This is a genomic window from Nonomuraea cavernae (assembly GCF_040655715.1).
Taxonomy (GTDB): domain Bacteria; phylum Actinomycetota; class Actinomycetes; order Streptosporangiales; family Streptosporangiaceae; genus Nonomuraea; species Nonomuraea cavernae_A.
On record NZ_JBFAKL010000024.1, the window covers coordinates 39505 to 56498 of the forward strand.

The following is a 16994-nucleotide window of genomic DNA, read 5'->3' on the forward strand; positions in this document are numbered from 1 at the left end:
ATCGGCGCGTCCGCGGCCTGGACGTAGCGCTCAGGGGAGTCTTCAGCCAGGGCCTCGACGAGCGCCGGACTGTCGACGACGATCACGATTCGCGGATCTTCCGTATCTCGGTGACGACGTCGTCGTGACTCGCACCGCCGCCCAGCGACCGGAGGGCCTCCAGCCGTTCTCTGATCGTGTCGGGGCTGGGGTGGCGGTGACCTCGGTGAGGATGTCGGCCACGTACGCGGACAGCGACATGCGCTTACGCGCGGCCCGCGCTTTCAGCTCGGCGACACCGACCCGAATCGCTGCGTGTCACACCGCTATCCGCGCAGAACGGTGACGTGGCGGCCGGATGGGGTGGTCGCCTGTTCGAACGTTCCTCGTTCTTTCCAGGGTGGGGCTTCTGGGCGCCGGTCGAAGATGACCAGTACGCCGGTGGTGAGGGTGAGCCGGTCGAGGTATCCGTCGAGTTGGGTGAGGCCGTCGGGCAGTGGGTCGTCTTTGCCGGTCCGCCAGACCTTCAGTTCCATGGCCTCTCGTTGGAGTAGTCGTTCGCCGTCCGGTCCGGTGTAGGGCCAGCGGACCAGCACGTCCAAGCGCTTGGTGCCCGCGGCGTACTCCCGGTCGAGCTGGCCTCCGCCGTTGACCAGGCGGTGCAGGAAGGCCATGAGGATGATCTGGCAGGCGGCTTCGTGGTAGCCCTCCTGTTGGATGAGCACTTCGCCGTGCTCGCGCCAGAACACGACGAACTCCTGCAGCAGGCGCGGCAGGTCGAAGCGGCCGTCAGGCAGCACGAAGCTGCGCGGATCGGCCTTCACGAACCGCTCCGTGCGATCGCCCAGGACCCGTAGCAGGACCTCTCGGTAGATCGGGTTGGCGATCTCCAGGTCCCTGGTTCCCCGGATGAGGCCCAGATCATGAACGTAGGAGACGTCATCGTCGAAAGAAGTGTCCGTGCCTGGCCACGTTCCCGCCACGATCGGTTCGATCACCCGTTCCACCCGTGGTTCGTGCAGCCGCGTCACGAGGGCGTCGAGGTGAATGGCGCGGGCCCGGATCAATCGCTCCTTGGCCTCCTCCACCTGCCCTGCGGTGATGGCGCCCGTCACCCCCATCTCGAAGGTGATCTCATGGGCGACAGCGTTGACCAGCCACGGCTGTCCCTGCGTCAGCTCGAACACCCGGTCCACCGCGTCCTTGCTGAACTCCTGCCCGGTCGCCCGCGTGTGGTGGTCGTACAGCTCGGCGATCTGGTCGCCGGTGAAGTCGCCCAGGCGCAGCGACTTGGTGATGATGTTGAACGGGCTGGTGGGATTGCAACGGCCAGGGTCGGCGCCCACAGCGATCTTGTAGTCACGGACGTCACGTAGCCCGCACAGAATCACGGATGTGGGGAACGGGTGCCCCTCGGGCCGTGCGTTGTGGCCGTCGCGAAGCTGGCAGAGGAAGCTGACCAGGCTGTCGCCCTGCAGGGCGTCGATCTCGTCGAAGAACAGCACCACCCGGCGCGGGCAGCGACGGCACCACTCGCTCAGCGCGGTGGCGATCCGGCTGCCCGGCGTGGCTTGCGGCCAGGGATCCGGCGGCAGTAGCTCGTCCGGCCAGCCCGATCGCTCGGCGGCCGCACGGATCGAATCCAGAATCAGCGACTCCCCCCAGCCGACGTCGTCGTGGGCGACCTTGGCACGCTCGCAGGAGAAGACCAGGGCTGCGATGTCCCCCTCGGCCGTCAACTCGGAGGCCAGGGTGCGCAGACCTGTCGTCTTGCCGGTCTGCCGGGGCCCGTGGACCACGAAGTAACGATCCATCTCGATCAGCACCCGCGCCTCGGGAAGCCGCGGCGTGGGAGGCAGCATGTAGTGCCGCTGCGGGTCACAGGGGCCGGTGGTGTTGAAGTATCTCGCTCGGGGTGGGCGCATGGTCACATCCTGTCATTGCGCCTGTGCTGAGTGGTGAGAATCCGGGGCGAGGCCTTGGCCCTTCTGTCGGGGCGTGCGCGTATCTTGACCACATGTCTGACATCGAGGTCGCCGGCCGCGACGTCCACATCAGCAATCCTGACAAGGTGGTCTTCCCGCGCACCGGCCACACCAAGCTCGACCTGGTCCGCTACTACCTGGCGGTGGGCGAGGCGGCGCTGCGGGGCGTGGCCGGTCGGCCGATGATCCTCAAGCGGTTCACCCGCGGCATCGAGGAGGAGGCGTTCTTCCAGAAGCGCGCCCCGGCCAAGCGGCCTGACTGGATCGAGGTGGCCACGCTGCGCTACCGGTCCGGGCTGAGCGCCGACGAGGTCGTGGCCCGCGACCTGGCCCAGCTGGCCTGGGTGGTCAATCTGGGCTGCGTCGACCTCAACCCGCACCCGGTGCGGGCGGGCGACCTGGCCCACCCCGACGAGCTGCGGATCGACCTCGACCCGGTGCCCGGCGTCGAGTGGGCCGACGTGCTGCGCACCGCGCAGGTGGCGCGCGAGGTGCTGGCTGACCACGGGCTGACCGCGTGGCCCAAGACGTCGGGGTCGCGTGGCTTCCACGTCTACGCCCGGATCGAGCCGCGCCGCCCGTTCGCCGACCTGCGCAGGGCGGCCGAGGCGGTGGCCCGGGAGGTCGAGCGGCGCGCCCCCGAGATCGCCACCAGCCGCTGGTGGAAGGAGGAGCGCCACGGGGTGTTCGTCGACTTCAACCAGAACGCCTACGACCGCACGGTGGCCTCCGCCTACTCCGTGCGGGCCGTGCCCGACGCCCGGGTGTCCACACCGCTGACCTGGGACGAGGTGCCCGGCTGCCGGCCCGAGGCGTTCACCGTCGACACCGTGCCGGCGCGGCTGGCCGAGATCGGCGATCCGTGGGAGGACATCGACCTGCACGCGGGCTCGCTCGACGGGCTGCTGGAGCTGGCCGAGTCGCTGGGGCCCGCGCCCAAACCGCCCAAGGGCGAGGGCCGCAGGCGTCAGGTGCTGCCGGTGATCGAGATCGCCAGGGCCGAGCACAAGGACGAGGCGATGGCCGGGTTCGAGCGCTGGAAGGCCCGCCACCCCGAGGTCGCCGCGCTGCTGCGGCCCGCCGACGTGCTGGTCGACGGCATGCGGGGGCGCAGCAGCGTGTGGTATCGGATCCGCGTCAACCTCCAGCACGTGCCCGAGGCCGAGCGGCCCGTGCAGGAGCCGCTGGAGGTCGACTACGACCCGTGGGGTGGCCTCAGCGACCCGAGATGAGGTTGGCCAGCCGCGCGTAGACCGAGGTGGTGGTGCCCCGTTCGTTCTCGTGGCGGTCGGCGGCGCGGAACAACGTGTAGATGAGCTGCACCCCGGCCCACCGCAGCGGCTCCGGCTCCCACTGGCGCACCTGCCGGCCCACCCACGGCAGCGCGGTCAGCTCGGTGTCGCGGCGCAGCACGAGATCCCGCAGGGTGCGACCGGCCAGGTTGGTGGTGGTCACCCCGCTGCCCACGTAGCCGCCCGCCCAGCCCAGCCCGCTGGCATGGTCGAGGTGCACGGTCGAGCACCAGTCGCGCGGCACGCCGAGCACCCCGCACCACGCGTGCTGGACCCGCACGTCCGCCGCGGCGGGGAACAACCTGACCAGCATCCGCCAGAGCAGCGCCACCGTCTGCGCCTGGGTGGCGCCCCGGTCGTCGGTGCGGGAGCCGTACCTGTAGGGCACCCCGCGACCACCGATCGCGATCCGGTCGTCGGCGGTGCGCTGTGCGTAGATGTAGGCGTGCGCCTGGTCACCGAGCAGCTCGCCGCCCGTCCAGCCGATGTGCTTCCACACCTCGGCGGGCAACGGCTCAGTGACGATCATCGAGCTGTTCATCGGCAGCCACTGCCGGTGCTGGCCGGCGAGACCGGCGGTGAAGCCCTCGGTGGCGCGGATGACGTAGTCGGCCGAGACCACGCCGCGCGTCGTGACGGCCGACGCCTTGCCGCCCTGGCGGGGGCGGATCTCGGTCACCGTGGTGTTCTCGAAGATGTCCACGCCGAGCCCGGCGACGACCCCGGCCAGCCCGATGGCAAGCTTCGCCGGCTGGATGCGGGCGCAGTGCGGGGAGTAGGCGGCCTCCAGCGCGCCCGCCACTCGCAGGCGTTCGCCCTGCTCGTCGCGGTCCAGCAGCCGGTAGTCGTCCTCCTCGTAGCCCCAGGTGCGCAGGTCGGCGACCTCCGCGCGCAGCCGGCGGCGCTGTGCCGGATTGGTCGCGACGTTGATCATCCCGCTCTTGTGGATGTCGGCGTCGATGCCCTCCCCGCGCGTCACGTCGATCACCTCGTCGACCGCGCCGAACATCGCCCGCTGCAGGTCGATCATCGCCTGCCGGCCGCGCGCCTTGGCGTGCCGCTCGCGCGAGCCCGCGAACTCGGCCGACAGCCAGCCGCCGTTGCGTCCCGACGCGCCGAACCCGGCGAACTCCTTCTCCAGGATCGCCACGCGCAGCCCCGGGTCGGCCTTCTTCAGGTAGTAGGCGGTCCACAGGCCCGTGTAGCCGCCGCCGACGATCGCCACGTCGTACTCACGCGGGCCGGGCAGCGCCGCCCGGCGGCCGGGCAGGCCGATCTGCCGGTACCAGAAGGAGACGTCGCCGTTGGCGAAGTCGCCGGTGAGCGGGATGCCGTGTTTCACGTGAGGAATGCCTCCACATCGGGTTGTTCGGGAACGGGTACGAGGACTCCGCGACGCGCGTGACGTGCGGGGCGGTCAGAGCGGCGTGGGCGGGCTGACCACCCACAGGACCTCGGCGGTCCCGTCGCCGTCGTTGACCACGCGATGCGGGATCGACGTGCGGTACTCCACACTGTCACCCGGGCCGAGCGCGTTCGCGACCGCCTCCGCCGGCGGTCCGAGCCAGACGGTGATCCGGCCGCGGAGCACGAGCAGGATCTCCTGCGAGTCGCCGTGTGAGTACGGCTCGCCGCCGGTGGAGGCGCCGGGTTCGAACTCACCGGCGTAGACCTCGAGGTTCTGCAGCGGACGCTGGGAGATCAGGTATTTGCGGGTGCCCGGCCCCGCGGGCAGCTCGGGGCGCTCTAACCGGCGCACGACCCGGTGGCCGGCTCCGTCGTCCTCGTTGAACAGGTCGGCCACGGTGATGCCGAGGGCTCCGGAGATCCGGCGCAGCATGCCCACGCTCGCGCTGGTCTGGCCGCGTTCGAGCTGGCTGACGAAGCTCGGGCTGGCCCCGGCCAGGCCCGCGAGGCCGCGCACGGTCAGCCGGCGCATGGTCCGGTACGCCCGGATGCGCGCGCCAAGCCGGGCGGTCTCCGACTCCGTCATCGAACCTCTCGATCGACTCCACTGAACAGACTGTTCAGTGATGATGAAAGGACCGTACAGACGATGCTGAAACCCCAGCAAGAGGGCGTTACATAACAAATGCGCATCACGCGGCGGCGGCGCAGGCGCGGGCGATCTCGGCGGCGGCGGCGCGCAGCGGCTCGATCAGCCGGTGCAGCTCGCGGGCCCGCCTGGAGGTCAGCACGATGCCGAGCGCGGCGATCGCCCGGCCGTCGACCAGCACCGGCGCCGCCGCCGAGCACGAGCCGAGCGTCATCTCCTCGTACGTCGTCGCGTAGCCCTGGGTGCGCACCAGGGCCAGCTCGCGCGACAGCCGCCCCGGCTCGGTGATCGTGTGCGGGGTCGGCCGCTCCAGCTCGCGCGCCAGGTAGGCCTGGACGAACCAGTCGGGTTCGTAGGCCAGCAGCGCCCGGCCCACACCGGTCGGGTGCATGGGCAGCCGGCCGCCGGTCCTGGACACGATCGGCACCGCCCGCCGGCCGTGCACCTTGTCGACGTACAGCACCTCCAGCCCGTCGCGGACGGCCAGGTGCACGTTCTCGCCGGTGGCGGCGAACAGCTCCTGCAGCCACGGGTGCGCCACGTCCTGCAGCCGGGCGGGCGCGAGCTGCCCGAGCTCCCACAGCCGCATGCCGATTCGCAGCCGCCCGTCGGGCGTGCGGCTCAGCGCCTGCCACTGCTCCAGCTCGGCCACCAGCCGGTGGGCGGTGCTCAGCGGCATCCCGGCGCGGCCGGCCAGCTCGGTCAGGCTGAGCTGCGGGTGAGCGGCGTCGAACGCGCCCAGCAGCGCCAGCACCTTGGACGTCACCGTTCGTCCCGCTTGTCGCGAACCACCTGCCATAGGGTGAACCCTGCACGGTTCTTCCGCTCAGTGGAAGAGAGCCCTCGGCCATCGGGGCGGGGAGGAGGGATGCTTGCCCCATGCGTACTCAGGTCGGGATCATCGGGGCGGGCCCCGCGGGACTGCTCCTGTCCCACCTCCTCCACCTGCGCGGCATCTCCTCGGTGGTGCTGGAGAAGCGCAGCCGCGACTACGTGGAACGGCGCGTGCGCGCCGGGGTGCTGGAACAGGGCACCGTCGACACGCTGGTCGAGGCGGGCGTCGGCGCGCGCCTGCTGCGTGAGGGATTGCCGCACCACGGCATCGAGCTCAGGTACGGCGGCGCCGGCCACCGCATCGCGTTCGAGAAGCTCGTGCCCGGCAGGTCCATCACCGTGTACGGCCAGCAGGAGGTGGTCAAGGACCTGATCGCCGCCAGGCTGGAGGCGGGCGGCGACGTCCGCTTCGAGGTCGAGGACGTCGCCCTGCACGGGCTGGAGGCGGAGCCGTACCTGACGTTCGGCGGCGAGCGGCTCGACTGCGACGTGATCGCCGGCTGCGACGGCTTCCACGGCGTGTCCAGGCCGTCCGTCCCCGACGGCGTGCTGAGCTTCTTCGAGCGCGACTACCCCTTCGCCTGGCTCGGCGTCCTGGCCGAGGTGGCGCCCTCGTCCGAGGAGCTCATCTACAGCCAGACCGAGCGCGGCTTCGCCCTGCACAGCATGCGCTCGCCCACGGTCAGCCGCTTCTACCTGCAGGTGCCGCCCGACGCCACCACCGAGGAATGGCCCGACGAGCGGATCTGGGACGAGCTGAAGGCCCGGCTGGAGACCGTGCCCGGCTTCACGCTCACCACCGGGCGGATCATCGAGAAGGGCGTCACGCCGATGCGCGGCTTCGTCACCGAGCCCATGCAGTACGGCAGGCTCTACCTCGCCGGAGACGCCGCCCACATCGTGCCGCCCACCGGGGCCAAGGGGCTCAACCTGGCCGTGGCCGACGTGCGGGTGCTGACCGAGGCGCTCGACCGCTTCTTCTCGACGGGCTCGACCGGCCTGCTCGACGGCTACTCCGATGCGTGCCTCAAGCGGGTCTGGCGGGCCCAGCACTTCTCCTGGTGGATGACGACGCTGCTGCACACGTTCGACTCCGACGACGACTACGGCCGGCGGCTGCAGCGCTCCCACATCGACTACGTGACCTCCTCCGACGCGGCGGCGACCACCCTGGCCGAGAACTACGTGGGGCTCCCGTGGTGAGCGAGACCACCCGGCGTGTCCCGGCCTCGCGCCGAGCCCGAACCCGAATCATGACCCCCTGAGGACAGCCATGACCCATTCGCCACATCCGCCGAACCAGAGCCCCGGATACCGCAGCACGCTCCTGCGGGCGCCCGCGCAGGCGCCGGTGCCGTTCAAGGCCGACCCCGACGCGATCGAGCTGACCAGCCCCGTCTTCGGCCACGACGAGGTCGGCGCGCTCGACGCCGACCTGACCAGGCAGCACTCCGGCGAGCCGATCGGCGAGCGCATCACCGTCACCGGGCGCGTGCTCGACAGCGACGGACGGCCCGTACGCGACACGCTGGTCGAGGTCTGGCAGGCCAACTCCGCCGGGCGCTACATCCACCAGGGCGACCAGCATCCGGCGCCGCTCGACCCCAACTTCACCGGCGCCGGCCGCTGCGTCACCGACGCGGAAGGCCGCTACCGGTTCGTCACGATCAAGCCCGGCGCCTACCCGTGGCGCAACCACAACAACGCCTGGCGCCCCGCCCACATCCACTTCTCCGTCTTCGGGCGGGCGTTCACCGAGCGGCTGATCACCCAGATGTACTTCCCGGGCGACCCGCTGATGCCGTTCGACCCCATCCTGCAGTCGATCCCCGACGCCGCGGCCAGGGAACGCCTCGTCTCCGCCTTCTCCCTGGAGCTCACCGAGCCCGAATGGGCGCTCGGCTACGCGTTCGACATCGTGCTCGGCGACACCCCCATGGAGACGCCATGACGCTCACGCCCTCGCAGACCGTGGGGCCGTTCTACGGCTACGCGCTGCCGTACGAGCACGACTGGGAGCTCGTCCCGGAGGGACACCCCGAGGCGATCACGCTGTCCGGGCGGGTGCTCGACGGGGACGGCGAGCCGGTGCCCGACGCGCTGCTGGAGCTGTGGCTCGGATTCACCGGCGACCGTGGCGCGTTGCTGCGTGGCGACGGGCTGGTGTCCGGGTTCGGGCGGTGCGGCACGGCTCCTGATGGCTCCTACCGGTTCCGTACGGTCCGCCCGTCCGGGCCGTACCTGTCGCTGCAGATCTTCGCCCGGGGCCTGCTCCGGTCCGTGCTCACCCGCGTGTACCTTGAGGATCGGCCCGACCCGCTGCTCGACAGCCTCGACCCCGCACGGCGCCCGACGCTGATCGCCACCGGTTCGGGCGACTCCTACCACTTCGACGTACGACTGCAGGGGACGGGGGAGACGGTGTTCCTTGACTTCTGACGTCCCGCCGACTCCCGGCGTCCCGCCGACTCCCGGCGTCCCGCCGACTCCCGGCGGCGTCGCCGATGGCGGGTTGCTGGCGCCGGTGTGGGCGGGGACACGGGTGGAAGGGGTCACCTCGGACCACGCGTGGCTCCGGGCCATGCTGGAGGCGGAGGGAGCGCTCGCCCGTGCGCAGGCCCGCGCCGGTCTGATCCCGGAGGAGGCGGCCGAGCTGATCGCTCGCACGGCCGCCGGACTCGTCGTGGACGTCGGCGACCTGGCCCGGCGCGCCCGCGACTCCGCCAACCCGATCGTGCCCCTGGTCTCCGACCTACGCGAGGCGGTACGAAACGCCGCCGGGTCCGAGAGCCCGGCGGGCGACCCGGCCAGGCTCGTGCACCTGGGCGCGACCAGCCAGGACATCATGGACAGCGCGGCCATGCTGGTCGCGATGCGGGCGGTCGCCGTGATCGTGGCCGACCTGGACGAGGCCATGCGCGTGCTGGCCGACCTGGCGCGGCGGCACCGGGACACCCCGATGGCCGCCCGGACGCTGGGACAGCAGGCCGTGCCGACGACATTCGGGCTGAAGGCGGCGGGCTGGCTCATGGGCCTGCTGCGCGCCCGCGACCGGCTCCGCGCTCTGCGTCTCCCGGCCCAGCTCGGCGGCGCCGCCGGCACCCTCGCCGCCCTCACTGAACACGAGGCCCTGCGGCATCAAGGCCTCGCCCCGGCGCGCCCCTTTGCCGAATCCGCACGTCCTGGCATCGAAACCGCGAGTGCCGCGGGTGAGAGTGCCGCGTTGCGGGTGGTCAGCCTGTACGCCGAGGAGCTGGGGCTGGCGGCGCCGCCGGTGCCGTGGCACGCGGAGCGGTCGGTCGTGGCGGAGCTGGGGTCGGCCCTGGCGGCGGCGGCGAGCGCGCTGGGCAAGGTGGCCACCGACATCGTCTGGCTGGCTCAGACGGAGGTGGGCGAGGTCGCCGAGTCCTCGAAGGGCGGCTCGTCGGCCATGCCGCACAAGCGCAACCCTGCCCTGTCCGTGCTGGTCAGGGCGGCGTCGCTGCAGGTGCCCGCGTACGCGAGCGTGCTGGGCGCGGCGGGCGAGCACGAGCGGGCGGCGGGTGCGTGGCAGGCGGAGTGGCTGCCACTGCGCGAGTGCCTGCGACTGACCGGGGGAGCGGCCGAGACGACCGCCGAGCTGCTGGCGGGCCTGAACGTGTTCCCCGGCCGGATGCGAGCCAACGCCGAGCTGACCGGCGCGATGCTGGTGTCCGAACGGCTGTCCGTCCACTACGGGCGCGACGCCGCGGAGCGGATCCTGCGTGACGAGGGGCCGCCGGAGGTCCCCGGCGAGCTGCTCGACCCGGCCGGATACCTGGGGGCGGCCCCCGAGCTGGTCGACCGTATCCTGACCGTCTACCAGTCGGCCGCTCAACAGTCGAAGGAAGACTCCCGGTGAAGCTCCACTACCGCGTCGACGGTCCCGATGGCGCGCCGCTGCTGGTGCTCGGCCCCTCGCTCGGCACCACACTGGACGTCTGGCAGCCGCAGCTCGCCTCCCTCACGCGGGAGTGGCGGGTGCTCCGCTACGACCTGCCCGGCCACGGCGGCTCCGCGCCGGCGACGGCAGGGATGAGCATCGACGACCTGGCGGGCGCCGTGCTGGACCTCGTCGCGGACGGGCGGTTCGCGGTCGGCGGCATCTCGCTCGGCGGCGCCGTCGCCACCGCGATCGCCGCGCGGGAGCCCGGCCGGGTGAGCAGCCTGGTGCTGTGCTGCACCGCCGCCCGCTTCGGCGGGCCGGGCCCGTGGCACGAGCGGGCGGCGACGGTCCGCGCGCGGGGGGCGGCGGCGCTCGCCCCGGTGCTGGAGTCCCGGTGGTTCACTCCCGGCTTCGACGGCGGCTGGATCATCGCCATGCTGGAGCAGGTCGACGCGGAGTCGTACGCCACCTGCTGCGAGGCGCTCGCGGAGTGCGATCTGACCGGCCGCCTCGGCGCGATCACCGCCCCCACGCTGGTGATCGCCGGTGCCGACGACCCCGCGACCTCGGTCGGCCAGGCGGTCGTCCTGGCCACGGGCATCCCGGGGGCGCTGCTCAAGGTCATCCCCGGTGCGGCCCACCTGGCGAGCGTCGAGCGGGCCGGCGACGTGACCGCCGCGATCGGCGACCACCTCGCGGGCTCCGCGAGCTGGTCCGAGAGCTGGTCCGCGGGGATGCGCACCCGGCGCGAGGTGCTCGGCGACGCCCATGTGGACCGCGCCGTGGCCGCCACCACCGGTTTCACCGCCGACTTCCAGCACCTCATCACCCGTTACGCCTGGGACGAGATCTGGAACCGCCCCGGCCTCGACCGCCGCACCCGCAGCTGTGTCACGCTGACCGCGCTGGTCGCCGGTGGCCACCTGGAGGAGCTGGCCATGCACGTGCGCGCGGCTCTGCGCAACGGGCTCACTCCCGACGAGATCAAGGAAGTCCTGCTGCAGACCGCGATCTACTGCGGGGTCCCGGCCGCCAACGCCGCCTTCGCCGTGGCGCAGCGCACGCTCGCCGAAACACTCTGAACTCCGGGTTGTCAATTCGTTATTGACGGCTCCGCAGGTACGGGCTACCGTCATCTCTAAATTAAAAGGAAACCTTACTAATAGTTTCCTTCGGCCACTCCCATCCCACCCCCCAAGCAACGGATGTCGGAGCAACATGAGACACAGAGCCCTCAGCAAGATCCTCGCAGGACTCGCGGCGTTACTGCTGCCGCTCACCGCGGTCGTCGCCGCACCGACCGGCGCCTACGGCGCCACGACCACGACTTCGGCCGGCTCGGCTGTCCTCGCCGAATGGACGGCATGGACCGCCTACACGGCCGGCACCCGGGTCACCTACAACGGCGTCGAGTACGAATGCGTACAGAGCCACACCTCCCAGCCCGGCTGGGAGCCGCCCGTCGTCCCGGCCCTCTGGAAGGTCACCAGTGGCGGCGGAGGCGACACGACGGCGCCGTCGGTGCCGGGGAACCTGCGTTCGACGGGGGTGTCGTCGAGCAGTGTGTCGCTGGCGTGGAACGCCTCGACGGACAACGTGGGCGTGACGGGTTACGGCGTCTATCGGGGCGGGACGCTGGTCACGACGGTGACGGGCACGTCCTACACCGACAGTGGGCTGAGCGCGAGCACGGCGTACTCGTACACGGTGCGGGCGCGTGACGCGGCCGGCAACCAGTCCGCCAACAGCAACACCGTCACCGCGACCACCACCACCGGCGGGGGCGGGGGCGGCAAGAAGGTCCTCGGCTACTTCGTCCAGTGGGGCGTCTACCAGCGCGCCTACCACGTCAAGAACATCGACACCAGCGGCTCGGCGGCCAAGCTGACCCACATCAACTACGCCTTCGGCAACGTGCAGAACGGTCAGTGCACGATCGGCGACAGCTACGCCGACTACGACCGCTTCTACTCCGCCGCCGAGAGCGTCGACGGCGTCGCCGACACCTGGGACACCGGCGCGCTGCGCGGCAACTTCAACCAGCTGCGCAAGCTCAAGCAGAAGCACCCGAACCTCAAGGTGCTGTTCTCGTTCGGCGGCTGGACCTGGTCGGGCGGCTTCGGCCAGGCCGCGGCCAACCCGGCGGCGTTCGCCGAGTCCTGCTACCGGCTGGTCGAGGACCCGCGCTGGGCCGACGTCTTCGACGGCATCGACATCGACTGGGAGTACCCGAACGCCTGCGGCCTCACCTGCGACACCAGTGGACCGGCCTCGTTCCGGAACCTGATGTCGGCGCTGCGCACCCGCTTCGGCTCCGGCAACCTGGTCACCGCGGCCATCACCGCCGACGGCACCTCCGGCGGCAAGATCGACGCGGCCGACTACGGCGGCGCCGCCCAGTACCTCGACTGGTACAACGTCATGACCTACGACTACTTCGGCGCCTGGGCGGCGCAGGGCCCGACGGCCCCGCACTCGCCGCTCACCTCCTACACCGGCATCCCGCAGGCCGGTTTCCACTCCGACAGCGCCATCCAGAAGCTCAAGAGCAAGGGCGTCCCGGCGAGCAAGCTGCTGCTCGGCATCGGCTTCTACGGCCGCGGCTGGACCGGCGTCACCCAGTCCGCCCCCGGCGGCACGGCGACCGGCGCGGCGCCGGGCACGTACGAGCAGGGCATCGAGGACTACAAGGTGCTCAAGACCCGCTGTCCCGCCACCGGCACCATCGCCGGCACCGCCTACGCCCACTGCGGCAACCAGTGGTGGAGCTACGACACGCCGAGCACGATCGGCGGCAAGATGGGCTACTCGAAGGACCAGGGCCTCGGCGGCGCGTTCTTCTGGGAGCTCAGCGGCGACACCACCAACGGTGAGCTGATCACCGCGATGCGGAACGGCCTCGGCTGATCCACCGGCTGTTCCACCGGCGGAGCCGGGCCCTTTCGGTCGAGGGCCCGGCTCCTCGTGCGCGGCGGTCCGGTCGTTCACCCGCCGCCGAGTCCGTTTCCGCTGGTAGCGGGCGCGAGGGGCGGGTACGAGGAGAACGTCGGGGGGTTGGTGACGGTCGGGTCGGTGCTCCATGCGCGCACGAGCCACCTGATGTTCGTGTTCGCGGATGCTCAGGAGGTCGACCACGATGGAGCCGTCTGCCGCCGAGAGGCTGGGCCTGCCGGGCGGGATACGGGCGTGCCTGTTCGACATGGACGGCGTGCTCACCCGTACGGCGAAGCTGCACGCGGCCGCGTGGAAAGAGATGTTCGACGCGTTCCTGCGCGAACGCGCCGAACGGACCGGCGAGCCGATGGTCCCCTTCGACCCGGTCGGCGACTATGACACCTACGTGGACGGCAAGACCCGTGCCGACGGCACCCGCGCGTTCCTGGCCTCTCGCGGGATCACCCTGCCGGAAGGCGGCCCCCAGGATCCACCGGACGCGGAGACCGTCTACAACCTCGCGAAACGCAAGAACGAGCTGGTGCTGGAGCACGTCCGCGAGGACGGAGTCGAGTCGTTCGCGGGATCGGTCCGCTACGTGCGCGCGGCGCGGGACGCCGGGCTGCGCCGGGCGGTCGTGTCGTCCAGCGCCAACTGCCGGGAGATGCTGGCCGGCGCGGGCATCGAGGACCTGTTCGAGGAACGCGTCGACGGGCGGACCGTGGCACGCGACCACCTGGCGGGCAAACCGGCGCCCGACATGTACCTGGCCGCCGCGCGGGCCCTGGGCATGGAGCCGGAGCACGCGGCGGTGTTCGAGGACGCTCTGTCGGGGGTCCAGGCCGGGCGGGCCGGCGGGTTCGGGTTCGTGGTCGGGGTCGACCGGAGCGGGCAGGCGGCCGCGCTGCGCGAGCACGGCGCCGACACGGTGGTGTCCGACCTCGCCGACCTGCTGGACCAGTCATGATCACCCACGGGGCGTTCACCTGCGAGCCGTGGGCGCTGCGGAGCACCCGGCTCGACCTGGACGTGCTCGCCCAGGCGGAGTCGCTGTTCGCGCTGTCCAACGGGCACCTCGGCTGGCGCGGCAACCTCGACGAGGGTGAGCCGCACGGCCTGCCCGGCAGTTACCTGGCCGGCGTCTACGAGTCCCATCCGCTGCCCTACGCCGAGGCCGGCTACGGCTACCCCGAGTCGGGGCAGACCGTCGTCAACATCACCAACGGCAAGGTGATCCGCCTGCTCGTCGACGACGAGCCGTTCGACGTCCGCTACGGGCGGCTGCGCGATCACGAGCAGGCACTGGACTTCCGGGCGGGTGTGCTGAGCCGGCGGGCCGAATGGGAGTCGCCTGACGGGTCCGCCGTGCGGGTGTCCTCGGTCCGGCTGGTGTCGCTGACCCAGCGGGCGATCGCGGCGATCTGCTACGAGGTGACGCCGCTCGACGAGCCCCTGCGGGTGGTGGTGCAGTCGGAGCTCGTCGCCAACGAGCCGCTGCCCAAACCCGGAGGCGATCCCCGGATCGCCGCGGTGCTCGACGCGCCGCTGACGGGCGAGGAGAACTCCGCCAGGGACGCCCGTTCGGTGCTGGTCCACTCCACCCGCCGCAGCGGCCTGCGCGTGGCAGTGGCGATGGACCACGTCGTCGACGGGCCGCCCGGCACCCACGTCGTCGCGGAGAGCTCGCCCGACCTGGGCCGGGTGACGGTGACGGCGTCGCTCGCCGCCGGGGAGACTCTCCGGCTGGTCAAGTTCGTGGCCCACTCCTGGTCGGGGTCCCGTTCGCGCCCGGCGGTACGCGACGAGGCCGAGGCGGCGCTCGCCGGGGCCCGCGACACCGGCTGGGAGGGACTGCTCTCCGCCCAGCGGAGCTACCTGGACGACTTCTGGAACCGGGCCGACGTCCAGGTGGACGGCGACCCCGAGATCCAGCAGGCGGTGCGGTTCGGGCTGTTCCACATGCTGCAGGCCACCGCGCGCGCCGAGGGCAGGGGCATTCCGGCCAAGGGGCTCACCGGGCGCGGCTACGACGGGCACAGCTTCTGGGACAGCGAGGCGTTCGTGCTCCCGGTCCTGACCTATCTCGTGCCCGACGCCGTCGCCCACGCGCTGCGCTGGCGGCACACCACCCTGCCGATGGCCGCCGCCAGGGCCGCGCAGCTCGGGCTGCGCGGGGCGACCTTCCCCTGGCGGACCATCCACGGGGAGGAATGCTCAGGCTACTGGCCGGCCGGCACCGCCGCGTTCCACGTCAACTCGGCCATCGCCGACGCCGTCATCCGCTACCTCGACGTCACCGGCGACGACGCCTTCGAGGCCGACGCCGGGATGGAACTCCTCGTCGAGACCGCCCGGCTGTGGCGCTCGCTCGGCCACCACGACGCCGACGGCGCCTTCCGCATCGACGGCGTCACCGGCCCGGACGAGTACAGCGCGGTCGCCGACAACAACGTCTACACCAACCTGATGGCCCAGCAGAACCTGCTCGCCGCCGCGCGGGCCGCCGAGCGTCACCCGGAGTCGGCGCGGAAGCTGCGGGTCGGCGAGGAGGAGATGGCCGAATGGCGCAACGCCGCCCAGGCGATGTTCCTGCCGTACGACCACCGGCTCGGCGTCCATCAGCAGTCGGAGGGCTTCACCAGCCACCAGAGGTGGGACTTCGGCGCGACCAGGCCGGAGCAGTATCCGCTGATGCTGCACTTCCCCTACTTCGATCTCTACCGCAAGCAGGTCGTCAAGCAGGCCGACCTCGTCCTGGCGCTGCACCGCCGCGGCGATGCCTTCAGCCCGGAGGAGAAGGCGCGCGACTTCGCCTACTACGAACAGATCACCGTACGGGACTCCTCGCTCTCGGCCTGCACCCAGGCGGTGGTGGCCGCCGAGGTCGGCCACCTGGACCTCGCCTACGACTACCTGGCCGAGGCGGCGTTGATGGACCTCGACGACGTCGAGCACAACACCCGGAACGGGCTGCACATCGCGTCGCTGGTCGGCGCCTGGATCGCGCTGGTCGAAGGGTTCGCCGGACTGCGGCAGCGCGCCGGCGTCCTGAGCTTCGCGCCGCGCCTGCCCCCGGGGCTCACGAGAGTCTCGTTCACGATCTCCATGCTGGGACGCCGGCTGACGGTCGAGATGAACCCCGGAACCGCCACCTACACGCTGCTCGACGGCGAGCCTCTCCGGATCCGGCACCATGGACGGCCGGGCAAGGTCTCCGTCGGTGCGCCGCTCAGCCGCCCGATCCCGTCGATGCGCCCGTCCAAGGCGCCCACGCAGCCACCCGGCCGCCGCCCGATCCGCCGCTCGCCCGGCTAGGACGCCCGCCGGGTGGGGGCGACCCGGTTGACGTAGGCGACGCGCCAGCCGTCTCGAGTGGCGGTCACCTTGGTGACGGACAGGGGCACCAGGTCGAACAGGGCCCGCGCACCGTCCGTCAGCCCGAGCACGTGGCCGAGGACGGCCCGGATCGGCCCGGCGTCGCAGAACGCGACGACGTCCTGGCCGCGAGGCGTTGACTCCAGCCAGCGCACCACCCTCGCCGACATCGCGGCCCGGCTCTCGCCGCCGTGCGGAGCGGCGTGCGGGTCACCGAGCCACGCGGCGAAGGACTCGGGATCGGCCGCGGCGACCTCGCCGTAGGGCAGACCGCTCCACCGGCCGTAGTCGGCGTCGGCCAGCTCGGCCGTGACCGTCGGCACGAGACCGAGCGCCTCTGCCGTCGCCATGGCGGCGGGGACGGGGGCGGCGAACGCCTTCGTCCGCGGCCCGGTGCCGAGCATGAGGGCGGCGGCCCGGATCAGGCTCGCCGGATCAGCGTGCTCCCTCGCCGGGAAACACGCCCTGCGCATGCCCGGTGTGCCGGCGTGCCGTACGAGCAGCATGTCGGTCCGCTCGGATCGGAGGACGGGGATGACGGCCCAGTCGCCCGGGGCGGCGTGGGATCCACGCAGACTGTATCCCCTCCGCGTCTCCTACGGCAGGGACGGGTTTACGGCTTTCATGTTCGGCTC

Annotated in this window: 14 protein-coding genes; 9 read left to right on the forward strand and 5 right to left on the reverse strand. The window is 71.7% G+C overall.

Going from position 1 to position 16994, the window contains the following annotated elements; translation table 11 throughout:
- Positions 1-305: 305 nt before the first annotated feature.
- Complete coding sequence (locus tag AB0I38_RS29530) at positions 306-1904, reverse strand: ATP-binding protein (RefSeq protein WP_358484417.1); 1599 nt, start codon at positions 1902-1904, stop codon at positions 306-308.
- A gap of 92 nt (positions 1905-1996) precedes the next feature.
- Here AB0I38_RS29530 and ligD point away from each other — a divergent pair, with 92 nt between their 5' ends.
- A complete protein-coding gene (gene ligD / locus AB0I38_RS29535) occupies positions 1997-3196 on the forward strand; it encodes a non-homologous end-joining DNA ligase (protein ID WP_358484432.1) in 1200 nt (399 codons plus the stop codon).
- On the opposite strand, the gene AB0I38_RS29540 is transcribed toward ligD, so the two are convergent.
- From AB0I38_RS29540 to AB0I38_RS29550, 3 genes are all read right to left on the reverse strand, one after another.
- Entirely contained in the window at positions 3180-4598 is a 1419-nt protein-coding gene (locus AB0I38_RS29540; RefSeq protein WP_358484439.1) for an NAD(P)/FAD-dependent oxidoreductase, read from the reverse strand. The two genes, ligD and AB0I38_RS29540, sit on opposite strands and share 17 nt — an antisense overlap.
- Positions 4599-4673: 75 nt before the next feature.
- The gene (locus AB0I38_RS29545) at positions 4674-5249 is read right to left on the reverse strand and encodes a helix-turn-helix domain-containing protein (RefSeq protein ID WP_358484452.1); all 576 of its coding nucleotides are present in this window, start codon (positions 5247-5249) and stop codon (positions 4674-4676) included.
- A gap of 106 nt (positions 5250-5355) precedes the next feature.
- On the reverse strand, positions 5356-6078 hold the full coding sequence (locus AB0I38_RS29550) for an IclR family transcriptional regulator (protein WP_358484470.1): 723 nt from the start codon (positions 6076-6078) through the stop codon (positions 5356-5358).
- A 113-nt stretch (positions 6079-6191) separates the two neighbouring features.
- Here AB0I38_RS29550 and AB0I38_RS29555 point away from each other — a divergent pair, with 113 nt between their 5' ends.
- From AB0I38_RS29555 to AB0I38_RS29590, 8 genes are all read left to right on the forward strand, one after another.
- Positions 6192-7349 (forward strand): 4-hydroxybenzoate 3-monooxygenase, encoded by a 1158-nt coding sequence (locus tag AB0I38_RS29555; RefSeq protein WP_358484486.1) that lies wholly within the window; start codon positions 6192-6194, stop codon positions 7347-7349.
- A 70-nt stretch (positions 7350-7419) separates the two neighbouring features.
- Complete coding sequence (gene pcaH, locus AB0I38_RS29560; RefSeq protein WP_358484492.1) at positions 7420-8097, forward strand: protocatechuate 3,4-dioxygenase subunit beta; 678 nt, start codon at positions 7420-7422, stop codon at positions 8095-8097.
- A complete protein-coding gene (gene pcaG, locus AB0I38_RS29565; RefSeq protein WP_358484499.1) occupies positions 8094-8585 on the forward strand; it encodes a protocatechuate 3,4-dioxygenase subunit alpha in 492 nt (163 codons plus the stop codon). Before pcaH ends, pcaG begins: the two co-directional genes overlap by 4 nt.
- Positions 8575-10026 carry a lyase family protein gene (locus tag AB0I38_RS29570; RefSeq protein ID WP_358484508.1) on the forward strand — a complete coding sequence of 484 codons (1452 nt, stop codon included), beginning with the start codon at positions 8575-8577 and terminating at the stop codon, positions 10024-10026. Before pcaG ends, AB0I38_RS29570 begins: the two co-directional genes overlap by 11 nt.
- Positions 10023-11132 (forward strand): bifunctional 3-oxoadipate enol-lactonase/4-carboxymuconolactone decarboxylase PcaDC, encoded by a 1110-nt coding sequence (gene pcaDC / locus AB0I38_RS29575; RefSeq protein WP_358484518.1) that lies wholly within the window; start codon positions 10023-10025, stop codon positions 11130-11132. The genes AB0I38_RS29570 and pcaDC overlap by 4 nt, the downstream gene beginning before the upstream one ends.
- A gap of 136 nt (positions 11133-11268) precedes the next feature.
- Positions 11269-12957, forward strand: coding sequence for a glycosyl hydrolase family 18 protein (locus tag AB0I38_RS29580; RefSeq protein ID WP_358484529.1), 1689 nt, complete (start codon positions 11269-11271; stop codon positions 12955-12957).
- 229 nt (positions 12958-13186) lie between these two features.
- Entirely contained in the window at positions 13187-13951 is a 765-nt protein-coding gene (locus AB0I38_RS29585) for an HAD family hydrolase (RefSeq protein WP_358484539.1), read from the forward strand.
- Positions 13948-16299, forward strand: coding sequence for a glycoside hydrolase family 65 protein (locus tag AB0I38_RS29590; protein ID WP_358484547.1), 2352 nt, complete (start codon positions 13948-13950; stop codon positions 16297-16299). The genes AB0I38_RS29585 and AB0I38_RS29590 overlap by 4 nt, the downstream gene beginning before the upstream one ends.
- Here AB0I38_RS29590 and AB0I38_RS29595 read toward each other — a convergent pair.
- Positions 16296-16865 carry a histidine phosphatase family protein gene (locus AB0I38_RS29595; protein ID WP_358484556.1) on the reverse strand — a complete coding sequence of 190 codons (570 nt, stop codon included), beginning with the start codon at positions 16863-16865 and terminating at the stop codon, positions 16296-16298. The genes AB0I38_RS29590 and AB0I38_RS29595 overlap by 4 nt on opposite strands.
- Positions 16866-16994 lie beyond the last annotated feature (129 nt).